The following is a 14,011-nucleotide window of genomic DNA, read 5'->3' on the forward strand; positions in this document are numbered from 1 at the left end:
CGAACGCTAGCTGGCCAGCAGCTCGCGGCGCAGCAGCCTGTAGTCCTGACCTTCCTGCTGCCCGCGGCGCAACGGATTGCGCGTGCAATGTGCGGCAAAGCCCGCATCGACGAAGCGGTACGGCAGGTGTTCGTCGCGGCCGGTGGGGATACCGAGCCGTGTGGCCTGGACGATATCCGGGCGTGCGCCGATATCGTCCACGCGCAGCCGGGCGGGGTCCATACGCTGCGCATTCCATTGCGTCACGGTCAGGCCGAGCGCCTTGCACAGCAGCGTCTGGCCCGAGCAGAGGCGGGTCAGGGGACGTGGGCCGCCTGCGGCCGCGGGGCTTTTGGTGCGCATGCGTTCGATGGACGCTTCACATGATAGCGAGTCGACCCAGGGATATCCGGCCTTGATGCAGACGGCGTTGCCGTCCCCTTGTACGCTAAAGTTGAGCGAGTCCCCGCCACGCGAATAATAGAGATAGAGGTGGCCGGCCGGCATGAACATGGCGCGCCGCGAGGGGCTGAAACCGAGCGAGGAATGGCTGGCTTTCTCATCGATGTAGTAAGCCTCGGTCTCGATGATGCGCGCCGACAGCCACAACCCGTCGACACAATGACGAATTACGGTTCCCAGTAGATCCTGGGCGACGATCTGCGCGTCCCGGTCGAAAAAGGCGTCGTCGAGGTGCTGCAGCGGTGGTTCGGTGAGGCTGTTCATCAGGGCTCCGGCTTTGGCAGGTCTGCCTGTTCCGACCGCACAAGCGGGGCGAATATTCCGCAGTGGATGGCCAGATTCCGTACCGGTCGTCAGTCAGATGCCTGGCGCAGACGCTTCCCCTAGCTGCTCAGCAGGCCAAATCTGCGGCTCGGAAATGCAAAAAGCCCCGCGTGAGCGAGGCTTTTTTGCATTGCATCAAGCGATTACCGAGCTGGCGGTTTCTCTTACACGTTGAAGCGGAAGTGCATCACGTCGCCATCCTTGATGATGTATTCCTTGCCTTCCAGGCGCCATTTTCCAGCCTCCTTGGCGCCGGCTTCGCCCTTGTACTGAATGAAGTCGTTATAGGCGACCACTTCGGCGCGGATAAAGCCTTTCTCGAAATCGGTGTGGATCACGCCTGCACCCTGAGGGGCGGTGGCGCCGATTTTCACAGTCCAGGCGCGGACTTCCTTCACGCCTGCAGTGAAGTAGGTCTGCAGGTTGAGCAGTTCGTAACCGGCACGGATTACGCGGTTCAAGCCAGGCTCTTCGAGACCGAGGGATTCGAGGAACATGTCCTTTTCCTCGCCATCGTCCAGCTCGGCGATTTCCGCTTCAATCTTATTGCACACCGGTACCACCACCGCGCCTTCTTCGGCGGCGATGGCGTTGACCACGTCCAGGTGCGGATTGTTCTCGAAGCCGTCTTCGGCAACGTTGGCGATGTACATCACCGGCTTGCTGGTCAGCAGGTGGAAGCCCTTGGCCAGTTGCATCTCGTCGTCGCCCAGCTTCTTCAGCAGCGTGCGTGCCGGTTTGCCTTCGGTAAAGTGGGGGATCAGTTTTTCCAGCAGCGCTTTCTGTGCGACTGCTTCCTTGTCGCCGCCCTTGGCGTTACGGGTGACGCGCTGCAGCTGCTTCTCGCAACTGTCGAGGTCGGCGAAGATCAGCTCCAGCTCGATGATCTCGATGTCGCGCTTGGGATCGACCGAATTGGAGACGTGAATGACATTGTCATCGTCGAAGCAGCGCACCACGTGGGCGATGGCATCGGTTTCGCGGATGTTGGCGAGAAACTTGTTGCCCAGGCCTTCGCCCTTGGAGGCGCCTTCGACGAGGCCGGCGATATCGACGAATTCCATGGTGGTTGGCAGGATGCGCTCGGGCTTGACGATGTCAGCCAGAGCCTGCAGACGCGGATCGGGCATCGGCACGATGCCGCTGTTTGGTTCGATGGTGCAGAAGGGGAAGTTTTCCGCAGCGATACCGGATTTGGTCAGCGCGTTGAACAGGGTGGACTTGCCGACGTTGGGCAGGCCGACGATGCCGCAATTGAATCCCATGGTGTCTTGCCTCGGTATTGGCTGGCAGCGCTGCGCTACCGGCTTGGCCAAACTGCGTTAAACGACTGAAGCGTCGGGCCTGGTGCCCAGTCAGTCGTTGCCTTGTCTCGTATGCCGTCGCTGCGTACTGGCACTCAGGCCTTCTGGCTGTGCAACCGCTGCATGGCACGTGTCCAGTCACCCGCCAGAATCTCGGGCAGCACGTCGAGGGTGAAATCGATACTGGCGTCGAGCTTCTCGCGTTCGGTCTGTGGCGCGCGGCCCAGCACATAGCCGGTCACCAGGCTGCTATGCCCCGGATGGCCGATGCCCAGACGCAGGCGGTAGAAGTTGTTCTGATTGCCGAGCCTGGCGATGATGTCGCGCAGCCCATTATGCCCGCCATGGCCGCCGCCCTGCTTGAGCTTGGCGACGCCGGGAGGTATGTCGAGTTCATCATGGGCAACCAGGATGGCCTCGGGGGGAATTCGGAAAAATCCGGCCAGTGCCGCCACCGCCTGACCGCTGCGGTTCATGTAGGTGGTGGGAATCAACAGGCGGACGTCTTCGTCCTGATGGCGAAACTTGCCGACCAGGCCGAAGTACTTACGATCTACGCTGAGATTGACGCCCTTGTGGGCAGCCAAGCGCTCAACGAAAAGGGCCCCTGCGTTATGCCGGGTCTGGTCGTATTCGGGGCCTGGGTTACCCAGGCCGACGATCAGTTTCACGGCAGTCACGACAGAGGCCCTTCCTCAGATGCTTGCGAGCAGATTACTCGGCAGCGTCTTCTTCTTTCGGAGTGTCATCCTTGTTCACGCGCGGGGCGTGAATGTTGACGACCGGCAGGTCGCTGCCGTGCTGCAGAGCGACGAAAGCAACGCCTTGCGGCAGCTTCAGATCGCTCATGTGCAGAACCTGGCCGACTTCCATCTTGGCGATGTCGACTTCGATGAAGTCCGGCAGGTCTTGCGGCAGGCAGGTCACTTCGGCATCCGGCAGGTTCAGGTAGATTTCGCCACCCTGCTGCTTGACGCCAATGGAGCTTTCCTGGTTGATCAGGTGCACCGGAACGGTAGCGGTCAGCTTCTGGCCGGCAACGACGCGCTGGAAGTCAGCGTGCAGTACGAAGCCCTTGGCCGGATGACGCTGCAGCGCCTTGATCACCACGTCCTGGCTCTTGCCATCGACGCTCAGCTTGATGATGTTGCTGAAGGCGATTTCGTTTTCCAGCATCTTGGCCAGATCTTTGCCCAGAATGCTGATCGATTGCGGCGCAGCTTCACCACCGTAGATCACGGCCGGTACGAGGTTGGCGTTACGACGCAGGCGGCGGCTCGCACCTTTCCCCAGGTCGGAGCGCTCTTGGGCATCCAGATTGAAGTCAGTCATTGTGTTTCTCCAGGTAGCAACGCGCCCGATGTGCTTGCGACCAGCACTATCGGGCGGTTGGACAAAAGCCTCGCAACGGGGCGAGGCACATTTTCGTTCGGCGCGAAGGGCCAGGCTTGCGGCCTAGCGGAACATCGCGCTGATCGATTCAGCATTGCTGATGCGGCGAACCGCTTCAGCCACCATTGGCGCGATGTCCAATTGGCGAATACGTGTACAGGCTTGCGCCGCTGCGGACAGCGGGATGGTATTGGTCACGACCAGTTCGTCGAGCACCGAGCCTTCGATGTTCTCGATGGCGCGACCGGACAGAATCGGGTGAGTGCAATACGCGAAGACCTTGGATGCACCATGGTCTTTCAGAGCAGTTGCGGCGTGGCAGAGTGTGCCGGCGGTATCGACCATGTCATCTACGAGGATGCAGGTACGGCCTTCGATATCACCGATGATGTGCATCACTTCGGACTGATTGGCTTTCGGACGACGCTTGTCGATGATCGCCAGATCCACACCCAGTGATTTGGCAACGGCGCGAGCGCGCACCACACCACCAATATCGGGGGACACGATCATCAGGTTCTCGAAGCGCTGAGCCTGGATGTCATCGACCAGGACTGGCGAGCCGTAGATGTTATCTACTGGCATGTCGAAGAAACCCTGGATCTGGTCGGCGTGCAGATCAACCGTGAGGACGCGATTGACGCCCACTACATCGAGCATGTCGGCGACTACTTTCGCACTGATCGGCACACGTGCGGAGCGCGGACGGCGATCCTGGCGGGCATAACCAAAGTAGGGGATGACGGCTGTGATGCGGGTGGCGGAGGACCGGCGGAAGGCATCTGCCATCACCACCAGTTCCATCAGGTTGTCATTGGTGGGAGCACAGGTCGGCTGAATCAGGAATACGTCCTTACCACGAACGTTTTCATTGATCTCGACACTGATTTCGCCGTCGGAGAATTTACCGACGTAGGCATCACCGAGAGGAATATGCAGCTGACGTACAACACGCCGGGCCAGGTCGGGGTTGGCATTCCCCGTGAAGACCATCATCTTGGACACGCGCAGTACCTGCCTGAGGGTGGATCCGATGAAACAAAAAGCTGTTCAAAAGGCCAGGCGTCTTGAACAGCTCTCGTGATGTTTGGCAGGGGCGGCTGGATTCGAACCAACGCATGCCAGGATCAAAACCTGGTGCCTTACCGCTTGGCGACGCCCCTGTAGATGTAACCCTGAAAGTGCTTGTGCAGCTGTACCAACCCCGAAAGGTTATGGCAGGGGCGGCTGGATTCGAACCAACGCATGCCAGGATCAAAACCTGGTGCCTTACCGCTTGGCGACGCCCCTGTAACGTACAACCTCTAACCACTTACTTCCTGTGCCAGCTGCGCGAGCTTTCGGTGCAACATCGAAATATTGCGGCCTTGAGCAACGAATGCTGGTAAATCGGCTGGAAGTTGGCGGCAAACTCTATCAGCCTCACCTTTGTTTGGGAAGCTCCCAAACACACAAGCTCCAGTGCCGGTCATCCTTGCTTGAACAAATTTGTTCAACAAGCTCAAAGCGTTACGAACTTCTGGATAACGCTTCTCGACCACCGGCTGACAGTCGTTATGACCGCCCCCTTCAAGAAGGCTGCGAACTGTAATGGCCGGGGTATTGCGTGTCAACTCTGGGTCGGAAAATATTTCCGCTGTACTAACAGAGACTTGCGGAGCGATTACGAGGTACCAGGGTTCGCTCAATTCGACCGCTTGCAGACGCTCACCGACCCCTTCGGCAAAGGCCGCGTGGCCTCTGACGAAAACCGGAACGTCGGCCCCAAGGGTCAGGCCGATACTCGCCAGTCGATCTTCGCCTAGGTGGGTCTGCCAGAGGTAATCGAGGCCGAGCAGAGTGGTGGCCGCGTCAGAGCTTCCGCCGCCAATACCGCCGCCCATGGGCAGGCGCTTGATCAGTTCTATATCGGCGCCCAGCGCGCAGCCGCTGTGCGTCTGCAGCAGGCGCGCAGCGCGCACGATCAGGTTGCTGTCATGGTCGACGCCGGGAAGGTCTGTGTGCAGCCGGATCTGTCCATCAGTCCGCGCTGTAAAGGTCAGCTCGTCACCATGATCGAGGAACTGAAACAGCGTCTGCAGCTCATGGTAGCCATCGGCGCGTCGACCGAGGATATGCAGCATGAGATTGAGCTTGGCCGGCGCGGGAAGGGTCAGTCTGAGCATTAATGGCCGAGCCGGCGCGGTTGCCAGTCCTTCACCACCAGTGTGATTTTCAGGTCACGGCCTGCCAGCTTGATGCGGTTTGGCAGTGGATACCCGTCCTCCTCGGTGTAGCTCAGGTACTGCACATCCCAACCATCCTGTTGCAGGCTGGCCAGTCGCCCGTTGGGGTCAAGAGCGATGCGGCTGCGGCTATCCGGCGCCGGAAGGCCGCGTACCCAATAGAGGAGGTGGGAGACAGGCAATTGCCATCCCAACTGGCTTTCAACCAATGCTTCTGGCGAATCGGCCTCGAAGCGTCCCTGGCCGGCGACTTCCAGCATTACTGCATCGGGGCGACCGGTGAGGCGCGTCGCGCCGCGCCCCAGTGGGCCAGAGAGACGAATATCGAAGTAGTTCTGGCGCTGCAGCCAGAACAAAGTGCCGCTGCCGGAATCCTGGGGCGCCTGAATACCAATCTTGCCGCTGATCTGCCAGCCATCGACCTCACTGACGTGGGCTTTATGGGTTTTCCAGTCCTCGGCATTACCGGGGCCTTCCACCGACTCCTGCGGGCCGAGGCCGGCGCAGCCGGTCAGGAGCAGGGTAAGCGTTGGGATGAGCAGGTTACGCATCAACTTCATGGGTCAGGGTTTCTCCGAGCCTGTCAGACGTTTGATGGTCTCGCGCAGCACTTCGCTGTCCGGTTGTCGCTTCAAGGCTTTCGTCCAGATGGCCCGCGCCTCTCGCCGGTGACCCGAAGTCCAGAGCACCTCACCGAGGTGGGCGGCGACTTCATGGTCGGCGAAGCGCTCGTAGGCTTTGCGCAGTTGGGTTTCGGCCTCCGCAAGATTGCCCAGCCGGTAATTGACCCAGCCGAGACTGTCGAGGATGGCGGCATCATCGGGGTTGAGCCGGTAGGCCTGCTCGATCAGTTCCAAGGCCTCATCGTATCGATCGGTACGATCAGCCAGGGTATAGCCGAGCGCGTTGATCGCCATGGCGTTGTCGGGTTCGCGTTCAATGACGTGGCGAAGGTCTCGCTCCAGCTGAGCCAGGTCACCGCGCTTTTCGGCGATCATGGCGCGGGTATAGAGCAGGTTCAGGTCGCCGGGAAATTCATCCAGCGCCTGTTCCGCCAGGGTCCATGCAGCTTCGATCCGCTGCTGCCCGGAGAGCGCTTCCAGCTCGATGAGGTACAACTGGATAGCGTAGTCGGGTTGCTCGTCACGAGCGCTTGCCAGCAGTTTCGAAGCTTCCTGGTTGCGGTCAAGGGCAAATAGCAGCTCCGCCTGCATGAGTTTCGCCGGCAGATACTCATTGCCGGGCCCGACCTTGGCGAACGCAGCCAGCGCTTGCTCATCCTTGCCCAGTTCGCGGTAGGCGCGGCCCAGATTGAAGTGCGCAGCGTCGAGATGGCTGCCGCGTTCGATCAATTCTTCGAGATAGACGATCGCCTCACGCCAGGCCTGTGCTTCAAGGCATACCAGCGCCAATGAGAAGCGCAAGTCATCGTCGCTGGGGTGCTGCTGAACCAGCGTAGCGAATTCGCCCATGGCGTCCTCGAATCGATCCTGCTCCACCAGAAGGCGCGCATAGGTTAGGCGCAAGCGCTTGTCTTCGGGATGCAGGCGAAGGCCTTTTTCCAACAACGGCATGGCTTCGCTGCCGCGCTCCAGAATCTGCAACAGGCGAGCCTGGAGCAAAATCGACGGAATTTCCTGCTCGCTGGCAGGTTGCTCCTCTAGCAGCGCCAGTGCTTCTTCGGGGCGATCGTCCTGCTGCAGCAGTACTGCCTTGCCGAACTTCAGTTGGGGGTTGTCGGGATGCTTGGCCAGCAATTGGTCGAAGCTCTTGAGCAGGCCGCTGCGCGTGTCCGGATCGGTTTCGGCTGCTGAAAGCGCGAGGAAGTCGAAATGCGTGTCCCCTTGACCCCGCAGCACCTTTTCCATGAACGACAGGGATTCTTCGTAACGCCCGGCGCGCGCCAGCTGAATGGCTGCGGCTCGCTGAGCGTCGAGATTGTCCGGTGCGTTGTTCGCCCAGATGATGGCCGTATCCAGCGCCGCCTGGTCGGCGCCTAGGTATTCGGCGATACGGAATCCGCGCTCCGCGACGCCGGCATCCTGGGTTGCGTTGGCCTGTTGGACATAGCTGCCCAAGGCGATATCGAAGCGATTACGCTGGCCAGCCAGTTCCGCGACCAGCAATGCATAGAGAGTGTCGCCGCTGAACGAGCCATACTCACTTCGACTTTTTTGCGCAGGCTCCGCGGTGACCTCATCGATTGGCGGGCCGCTTTCGGGGGTGCTCTGCATGAAGCTTTGGCAGCCGCCGAGAACTAGAATGGCGCTGAGGGCGAGGAGTTTTTTCATAGGGGACATTAGGCTGGTCTGCGGTCGCGGCATGATGACACAAGCCGCCAGGCAAGCACACGGCTCGGCTTTGGTCCGCCATTTCGAGGCTTGGTTCGTTACAGACAATGTCTGGCAATGGTTGTTCTGAGGCAGGCGAAGTAGGAGAATCGCGCGCTCCGTTTTCGAATCAGCGATCCTGCATGGCTTTCATCGCGCTTGGCATTAATCACAAGACCGCATCGGTGGACGTGCGCGAGCGTGTGGCGTTCACGCCCGAACAGATGGTTGAGGCGCTGCAGCAGCTGTGTCGTGTCACGCCCACGCGTGAAGCAGCGATTCTGTCGACCTGCAATCGCAGCGAGCTTTACCTGGAGCAGGAGCAGCTCGAGGCCGAGACGGTGTTGGCCTGGCTGGCCAATTACCATCGGTTGAGTGTCGACGACCTCAAGGCCTGTGCCTATGTGCATACCGACGATCAGGCGGTCCGGCACATGATGCGTGTAGCCTCCGGTCTGGATTCGATGGTGTTGGGCGAGCCGCAGATTCTCGGGCAGATGAAGTCCGCCTACGCTGTGGCGCGCGAGGCCGGTAGCGTCGGCCCGCTGCTGGGGCGTCTTTTTCAGGCGACCTTCAGCACCGCCAAGACTGTACGTACTGACACCGCCATCGGCGAAAACCCGGTTTCGGTCGCCTTCGCTGCCGTCAGCCTGGCGAAGCAGATCTTCGCCAACCTCGATCGCAGCCAGGCGTTGCTGATTGGTGCTGGCGAAACCATCACGCTGGTCGCTAGGCATCTGCACGAGCAGGGCGTCAAGCGCATCGTGGTTGCCAACCGTACCCTCGAACGCGCGAGTGCGCTGGCCGAGCAGTTCGGTGCCCATGCCATCTTGCTTGCCGACATCCCGCAAGAGCTCTACAACAGCGATATCGTCATTAGCTCGACCGCTAGCCAGCTGCCGATTCTCGGCAAGGGTGCGGTCGAGCAGGCGCTGAAGAAGCGCAAGCACAAACCGATGTTCATGGTGGACATTGCGGTGCCGCGCGATATAGAAGCGCAGGTCGCCGATCTGGATGACGTGTACCTATATACCGTCGATGATCTCCATGAGGTTGTGGCCGAGAATCTCAAGAGCCGCCAGGGCGCTGCTCAGGCCGCCGAAGAGCTGGTTGCGGTCGGGACTGACGATTTCATGGCGCGGCTGCGTGAGCTGGCGGCCGTGGATGTGCTCAAGGCCTATCGGCAACACGCCGAACGCATTCGTGACGAGGAGTTGCTGCGTGCACAGCGTTTGCTGGCCAATGGCGGCACCCCCGAGGATGCGCTTGCGCAGTTGGCGCGGGGACTGACCAATAAGTTGCTGCACGCGCCCAGCGTTCAGTTGAAAAAACTTTCTGCCGAAGGGCGTGTGGAGGCTCTGAGCATCGTCCAGGATCTTTTCGCCCTGCAAGACAGTACGGATAAATCATGAAAGCGTCGCTGCTCAACAAACTCGACACCCTGCAGGACCGCTTCGAAGAGCTGACAGCGTTACTGGGTGACGCCGAGGTAATCAGCGATCAGACCCGTTTTCGCGCCTATTCACGTGAGTGCGCCGAGGTCGAGCCGGTCATCGCCGCCTACCGCGACTTCATAAAGATGCAGTCCGATCTTGATGGGGCTCAGGCACTGCTCAAGGACAACGACCCGGACGTGCGCGAGATGGCTGAAGAAGAAGTCGCCGAGGCGCGCGGAAAGCTCGAGGCGATTGAGGCTCGGCTGCAGCGCATGCTTCTGCCGAAGGATCCCAAGGATGGGCGTAACGTGTTTCTCGAAATTCGCGCCGGCACCGGCGGCGATGAGGCGGCGATTTTCTCCGGTGACCTGTTTCGTATGTATTCCCGCTATGCCGAACGGCAAGGCTGGCGCGTCGAGATTCTGTCTGAAAGCCCGGGCGAGCATGGCGGCTATAAAGAAGTGATCTCGCGGGTCGAGGGCGATAACGTCTTCGCCAAACTCAAGTTCGAGTCAGGCGCGCACCGGGTCCAGCGCGTTCCGGAAACCGAGTCTCAGGGGCGAATTCACACCTCGGCCTGCACCGTTGCGGTTCTGCCGGAGCCGGACGAGCAGATCGCGATTGAAATCAACCCGGCTGACTTGCGCGTCGATACCTACCGGGCGTCGGGTGCGGGCGGTCAGCACATCAACAAGACTGACTCGGCGGTGCGCATCACCCACATGCCCAGCGGTATCGTCGTCGAATGTCAGGAAGAGCGCTCGCAGCACAAGAACCGTGCGCGGGCCATGTCCTGGCTGGCAGCCAAGCTGCAAGACGTGCAGGACAGCGCGGCGCACAAGGAAATTTCTGATACGCGCAAGCTGCTGGTGGGCTCGGGTGATCGTTCTGAACGTATTCGCACCTACAACTTCCCCCAGGGTCGCGTTACGGACCACCGTATCAACTTGACGCTGTACTCCCTCAACGAGGTGGTCGGCGGGGCCGTGGAGCAGGTAATCGAACCACTGTTGCAGGAGTATCAAGCCGATCAGCTTGCTGCGCTGGGTGATTGACTGCTCTTTTCATCGGCGTACCGGCTTGGTTCGCTGGCTGCGATACAACTGAGTCCTGGAAACCTCGAGCATGGCGACAATCGACTTCCTGCTGCGTGCCGCTCAATTACCCGACTCGCCGAGCGCTAAGCTCGATGCCGAGTGGCTGCTTGCCGCTGCGCTGGGTAAGGCGCCGAGCTACCTGCGCACCTGGCCGGACCGCGAGGTGCTTCCCGAGGTCGAGGCCCTTTTTGCCGCGCATATGGAACGTCGTCGCCAGGGCGAGCCGGTGGCCTACATCCTGGGTCGCCAGGGATTCTGGAGCCTTGAGCTTGAAGTGGCCCCGCATACCTTGATTCCGCGGCCGGACACCGAGCTGTTGGTGGAGACAGCAATGAAACTGCTTCCTGCCAGCCCGGCGAGTGTGCTCGATCTGGGTACGGGGACCGGCGCGATTGCCCTGGCGCTTGCCAGTGAGCATCCGGCCTGGTGGGTCACCGGTGTGGACCGCGTCACCGAAGCCGTTACGCTGGCGACACGTAATGCTCAGCGGCTCGGGCTCGGCAATACGGCCTTTCTCGAGAGCCACTGGTTTTCGTCGATTGCAGGCCAGCGTTTTGAATTGATCGTCTCCAACCCGCCGTACATCCCCGCCAGTGATCCCCATCTGTCGCAGGGCGACGTGCGTTTCGAGCCGAGCAGTGCGCTGGTGTCGGGTGTTGACGGGCTGGACGACATTCGCCTGATCATTGCTCAGGCGCCAGGTCACCTGAGTTCGTCCGGCTGGTTGGTACTTGAGCACGGTTACGATCAGGCGTCGGCGGTGCGGAACCTGTTGAGCGCCGGCGGTTTCGTCGATGTCGTCAGCTGCAGGGACTTCGGTGGCCACGAACGTGTCAGCCTCGGGCGACTGCCATGAACCAAGTGAGGAAATGTGCATGCTGAGCGACGACGAGCTGCTGCGTTATAGCCGGCAGATCTTGCTGAGGCAGGTCGATATAGAGGGGCAGCTCAAGCTCAAGCAGAGCCGTGTGCTGATTGTCGGGCTTGGCGGGCTTGGTTCGCCCGTCGCGTTGTATCTTGCTGCGGCCGGGGTCGGCGAACTGCATCTGGCAGACTTCGATCGGCTCGATCTGACCAACCTGCAGCGACAGATTGCTCACGACACCTCGTCGGTGGGGTTGCACAAGGTGGATTCGGCCATGGCCCGGCTATCTGCGCTTAATCCGCTGGTCAAGCTGGTGCCGCACCGTGCCGCGATGAATGTCGACACGCTTGAAGTCGCCGTATCAGCGATCGATCTGGTGCTGGATTGCACGGATAATTTTGCGGTTCGAGAAGCGGTGAACGCGGCCTGTGTCTCCGCGAAAAAGCCGCTGGTGAGTGGCGCCGCTATCCGACTCGAGGGTCAGCTGTCGGTGTTCGACCCTCGAGTCGAGACCAGCCCCTGCTACCACTGCCTTTACGGCCATGGTTCCGAGGCCGAGCTGACCTGCAGCGAAGCCGGTGTTCTTGGTCCGGTCGTCGGGATGATCGGTAGTTTGCAGGCGCTTGAAGCGATCAAACTGCTGGTCGGCTTCGGTGAGCCTTTGATTGGCCGTCTGCTACTAGTAGATGCGCTTTGCAGTCGATTCCGCGAGCTCAAGGTCAAGCGCGACCCGGCTTGCACCGTCTGTGGCCACAGCCGTGACTGACAGCCGACCGATAGGGGTTTTCGACTCCGGTGTGGGTGGGCTATCGGTGCTCCGGGAGATTCGTGCGCGTCTGCCCCATGAGTCGTTGTTGTATGTGGCGGACAGTGGTCACGTTCCCTATGGTGAGAAAAGTCCGGAATTCATCCGCGAGCGCTGTCGGGCCATCGCTGCGTTTTTGCTTGAGCAAGGCGCCAAAGCGCTGGTGCTGGCGTGCAACACCGCGACGGCGGCCGGGGTGGCTGACTTGCGAGAGCAGTATCCGCAGCTTGCCGTGGTTGGAATGGAGCCTGCGGTCAAACCTGCCGCTCGGGCCACTCGCAGTGGCGTGGTTGGGGTGTTGGCCACGACTGGCACGCTGAAGAGCGCAAAATTTGCGGCGTTGCTCGATCGTTTCGCCAGTGATGTTCGCGTTATCACACAGCCTTGCCCGGGCCTTGTCGAGCGTATCGAAGCGGGCGACCTCGCTACGGCAGGCACCCGCGCGCTGCTTGAGAGCCTGGTTCAGCCATTGATCGAGCAGGGCTGCGATACGCTGATTCTCGGCTGTACCCACTATCCTTTCGTAAAGCCGCTGCTGCGCGAGATACTTCCCCCCGCGGTCGCACTGGTCGATACCGGTGCTGCGGTCGCCCGGCATCTCGAGACCTTGCTAGCGGCCAGCGGCCAGCTAAGCGACGGTAAAGCCATCGTGCGCTTCTGGAGCAGTGGCGATCCCCGGCGATTGGCCTGCGTTCTACCGGTACTTTGGGGCGAAAACGGTACAGTTTCACACTGTTCTGTTTAGGAACTCCCAACGCAGGCAGGCCTCTGTATTGGGTGATACTTAGCAAAGACAAGCGATGCCAACGTTCCAATAAGGACATTCCGTATGAAAAAACTGATCTCCCTCGCTGCAGTTGCGGCTATCTCTTTGGGGCAGGTGGGTGCCGTACATGCACTCGACCTGACTGCTGCCGTTGGCCGCACCGGCGAGTCGACGACGACCTATCGGCTGGGCGCGCAATTCGACTTCAACCGTAGCTGGTTCCAGACCAGTGTAGGTCGGCTAACGGGATACTGGGATGCAGGCTATACCTACTGGGAGGGCGACGAGAGCTCTAGCAACCACAGCATTTCGCTCGCACCGGTCTTCGTCTATGAATTCAACGCCGGGTCAGTGACGCCTTATCTCGAAGCGGGCATCGGCATCGCAGCATTCGAGAATACCGAAGTGGAAAACAACGACCTGGGCTCGTCTTTTCAGTTCGAGGACCGCTTCGGTGCTGGCCTGCGCTTCGCTGGTGGGCATGAGGTTGGCGTGCGAGCCATCCATTATTCCAACGCAGGCATCAAGAATCCCAACGACGGTATCGAAAGCTACGCAGTGCATTATCGAGCCTCGTTCTGATCGCTGAACGTCGAAGCCATGGAGGCTGATGGCGCTGTCGTCAGCCTTCCATATAAGCATTTGCTGAGCCCTTGCGCTCTTCCAGGCAGTCATCCGAGCCCAGTTCGAATTCTCGACAGATAAGCGGACGCCGACTGTAGATGGTGCAGCGCATGCTGTCCCGGTCGAGCGCTACGCACCACCCATCGTCCAGGCGGCGCATCACTTGGCCGCCCCAGTCATCTTCATCGATGAAGCGTTCCGGGACGCCAGTGTCCGTCAGTAGCAATACTTCAAGGCGACAACAGCACGCGGCGCAGCTGCTGCAACTGACCGTATCGTCAGGCAATTGGCGGTGGGGGATGGCAGATTGAGTCATCGCGGCAGTCTACGCGCCTTGCATCGGGATAGCTGCAAACCGCGAGCGCCGCGAAAGGGTAAAAGCCAGCACGGGCGTGCTGGCTT

The 14,011-nt window shown here is 60.4% G+C and carries 15 protein-coding genes and 2 tRNA genes; 6 read left to right on the forward strand and 11 right to left on the reverse strand.

Annotation, left to right across the window (positions count from 1 at the left end):
• Nucleotides 1-6: 6 nt before the first annotated feature.
• The 10 genes from BUE09_RS19325 to BUE09_RS19370 form a co-directional block, all read right to left on the reverse strand.
• A complete protein-coding gene (locus BUE09_RS19325; RefSeq protein WP_073303655.1) occupies nt 7-705 on the reverse strand; it encodes a DNA-3-methyladenine glycosylase in 699 nt (232 codons plus the stop codon).
• A 224-nt stretch (nt 706-929) separates the two neighbouring features.
• On the reverse strand, nt 930-2,030 hold the full coding sequence (gene ychF, locus BUE09_RS19330) for a redox-regulated ATPase YchF (protein ID WP_073303657.1): 1,101 nt from the start codon (nt 2,028-2,030) through the stop codon (nt 930-932).
• Nucleotides 2,031-2,164: 134 nt separating this feature from the next.
• Nucleotides 2,165-2,749: an aminoacyl-tRNA hydrolase gene (gene pth / locus BUE09_RS19335; RefSeq protein ID WP_073303659.1), complete on the reverse strand. Its 585-nt coding sequence runs from the start codon at nt 2,747-2,749 to the stop codon at nt 2,165-2,167.
• 34 nt (nt 2,750-2,783) lie between these two features.
• Nucleotides 2,784-3,401 carry a 50S ribosomal protein L25/general stress protein Ctc gene (locus BUE09_RS19340; protein WP_073303661.1) on the reverse strand — a complete coding sequence of 206 codons (618 nt, stop codon included), beginning with the start codon at nt 3,399-3,401 and terminating at the stop codon, nt 2,784-2,786.
• A 123-nt stretch (nt 3,402-3,524) separates the two neighbouring features.
• The gene (locus BUE09_RS19345) at nt 3,525-4,466 is read right to left on the reverse strand and encodes a ribose-phosphate pyrophosphokinase (protein ID WP_019341796.1); all 942 of its coding nucleotides are present in this window, start codon (nt 4,464-4,466) and stop codon (nt 3,525-3,527) included.
• A gap of 83 nt (nt 4,467-4,549) precedes the next feature.
• Nucleotides 4,550-4,624: transfer RNA gene (locus BUE09_RS19350), tRNA-Gln, on the reverse strand.
• Between the two features lie 52 nt (nt 4,625-4,676).
• Nucleotides 4,677-4,751: transfer RNA gene (locus BUE09_RS19355), tRNA-Gln, on the reverse strand.
• A 14-nt stretch (nt 4,752-4,765) separates the two neighbouring features.
• The gene (gene ispE, locus BUE09_RS19360) at nt 4,766-5,626 is read right to left on the reverse strand and encodes a 4-(cytidine 5'-diphospho)-2-C-methyl-D-erythritol kinase (protein ID WP_073303664.1); all 861 of its coding nucleotides are present in this window, start codon (nt 5,624-5,626) and stop codon (nt 4,766-4,768) included.
• Entirely contained in the window at nt 5,626-6,246 is a 621-nt protein-coding gene (gene lolB / locus BUE09_RS19365) for a lipoprotein insertase outer membrane protein LolB (protein WP_073303666.1), read from the reverse strand. The genes ispE and lolB overlap by 1 nt, the downstream gene beginning before the upstream one ends.
• 3 nt (nt 6,247-6,249) lie before the next feature.
• Nucleotides 6,250-7,977: a tetratricopeptide repeat protein gene (locus BUE09_RS19370; RefSeq protein ID WP_073303668.1), complete on the reverse strand. Its 1,728-nt coding sequence runs from the start codon at nt 7,975-7,977 to the stop codon at nt 6,250-6,252.
• 182 nt (nt 7,978-8,159) lie between these two features.
• On the opposite strand from BUE09_RS19370, the gene hemA reads away from it, so the two are divergent.
• The 6 genes from hemA (at nt 8,160) to BUE09_RS19400 (ending at nt 13,567) form a co-directional block, all read left to right on the forward strand.
• Nucleotides 8,160-9,428: a glutamyl-tRNA reductase gene (gene hemA, locus BUE09_RS19375; RefSeq protein WP_073303670.1), complete on the forward strand. Its 1,269-nt coding sequence runs from the start codon at nt 8,160-8,162 to the stop codon at nt 9,426-9,428.
• Complete coding sequence (prfA, locus tag BUE09_RS19380; protein ID WP_073303673.1) at nt 9,425-10,507, forward strand: peptide chain release factor 1; 1,083 nt, start codon at nt 9,425-9,427, stop codon at nt 10,505-10,507. Before hemA ends, prfA begins: the two co-directional genes overlap by 4 nt.
• A 70-nt stretch (nt 10,508-10,577) precedes the next feature.
• Nucleotides 10,578-11,405: a peptide chain release factor N(5)-glutamine methyltransferase gene (gene prmC / locus BUE09_RS19385; RefSeq protein ID WP_073303675.1), complete on the forward strand. Its 828-nt coding sequence runs from the start codon at nt 10,578-10,580 to the stop codon at nt 11,403-11,405.
• A gap of 19 nt (nt 11,406-11,424) precedes the next feature.
• The gene (locus BUE09_RS19390) at nt 11,425-12,180 is read left to right on the forward strand and encodes a molybdopterin-synthase adenylyltransferase MoeB (RefSeq protein ID WP_073303677.1); all 756 of its coding nucleotides are present in this window, start codon (nt 11,425-11,427) and stop codon (nt 12,178-12,180) included.
• The gene (gene murI / locus BUE09_RS19395) at nt 12,173-12,964 is read left to right on the forward strand and encodes a glutamate racemase (protein WP_073303713.1); all 792 of its coding nucleotides are present in this window, start codon (nt 12,173-12,175) and stop codon (nt 12,962-12,964) included. Before BUE09_RS19390 ends, murI begins: the two co-directional genes overlap by 8 nt.
• An 84-nt stretch (nt 12,965-13,048) precedes the next feature.
• Entirely contained in the window at nt 13,049-13,567 is a 519-nt protein-coding gene (locus tag BUE09_RS19400) for an acyloxyacyl hydrolase (protein WP_073303679.1), read from the forward strand.
• 40 nt (nt 13,568-13,607) lie between these two features.
• Here BUE09_RS19400 and BUE09_RS19405 read toward each other — a convergent pair whose 3' ends face one another.
• Nucleotides 13,608-13,925, reverse strand: a complete 318-nt coding sequence (locus tag BUE09_RS19405) for a YkgJ family cysteine cluster protein (protein WP_073303682.1) — start codon at nt 13,923-13,925, stop codon at nt 13,608-13,610.
• Nucleotides 13,926-14,011 lie beyond the last annotated feature (86 nt).

It is taken from the genome of Stutzerimonas xanthomarina DSM 18231, assembly GCF_900129835.1.
Lineage (GTDB): Bacteria > Pseudomonadota > Gammaproteobacteria > Pseudomonadales > Pseudomonadaceae > Stutzerimonas > Stutzerimonas xanthomarina.

Coding starts and splice junctions, on each gene's coding strand:
- BUE09_RS19400 (WP_073303679.1), top strand. CDS start 13,049: ATGAAAAAACTGATCTCCCTCGCTGCAGTTGCGGCTATCTCTTTGGGG.
- BUE09_RS19390 (WP_073303677.1), top strand. CDS start 11,425: ATGCTGAGCGACGACGAGCTGCTGCGTTATAGCCGGCAGATCTTGCTG.
- ispE (WP_073303664.1), bottom strand. CDS start 5,626: ATGCTCAGACTGACCCTTCCCGCGCCGGCCAAGCTCAATCTCATGCTG.
- BUE09_RS19340 (WP_073303661.1), bottom strand. CDS start 3,401: ATGACTGACTTCAATCTGGATGCCCAAGAGCGCTCCGACCTGGGGAAA.
- hemA (WP_073303670.1), top strand. CDS start 8,160: ATGGCTTTCATCGCGCTTGGCATTAATCACAAGACCGCATCGGTGGAC.
- BUE09_RS19370 (WP_073303668.1), bottom strand. CDS start 7,977: ATGAAAAAACTCCTCGCCCTCAGCGCCATTCTAGTTCTCGGCGGCTGC.
- BUE09_RS19325 (WP_073303655.1), bottom strand. CDS start 705: ATGAACAGCCTCACCGAACCACCGCTGCAGCACCTCGACGACGCCTTT.
- ychF (WP_073303657.1), bottom strand. CDS start 2,030: ATGGGATTCAATTGCGGCATCGTCGGCCTGCCCAACGTCGGCAAGTCC.
- prmC (WP_073303675.1), top strand. CDS start 10,578: ATGGCGACAATCGACTTCCTGCTGCGTGCCGCTCAATTACCCGACTCG.
- BUE09_RS19405 (WP_073303682.1), bottom strand. CDS start 13,925: ATGACTCAATCTGCCATCCCCCACCGCCAATTGCCTGACGATACGGTC.
- prfA (WP_073303673.1), top strand. CDS start 9,425: ATGAAAGCGTCGCTGCTCAACAAACTCGACACCCTGCAGGACCGCTTC.
- lolB (WP_073303666.1), bottom strand. CDS start 6,246: ATGAAGTTGATGCGTAACCTGCTCATCCCAACGCTTACCCTGCTCCTG.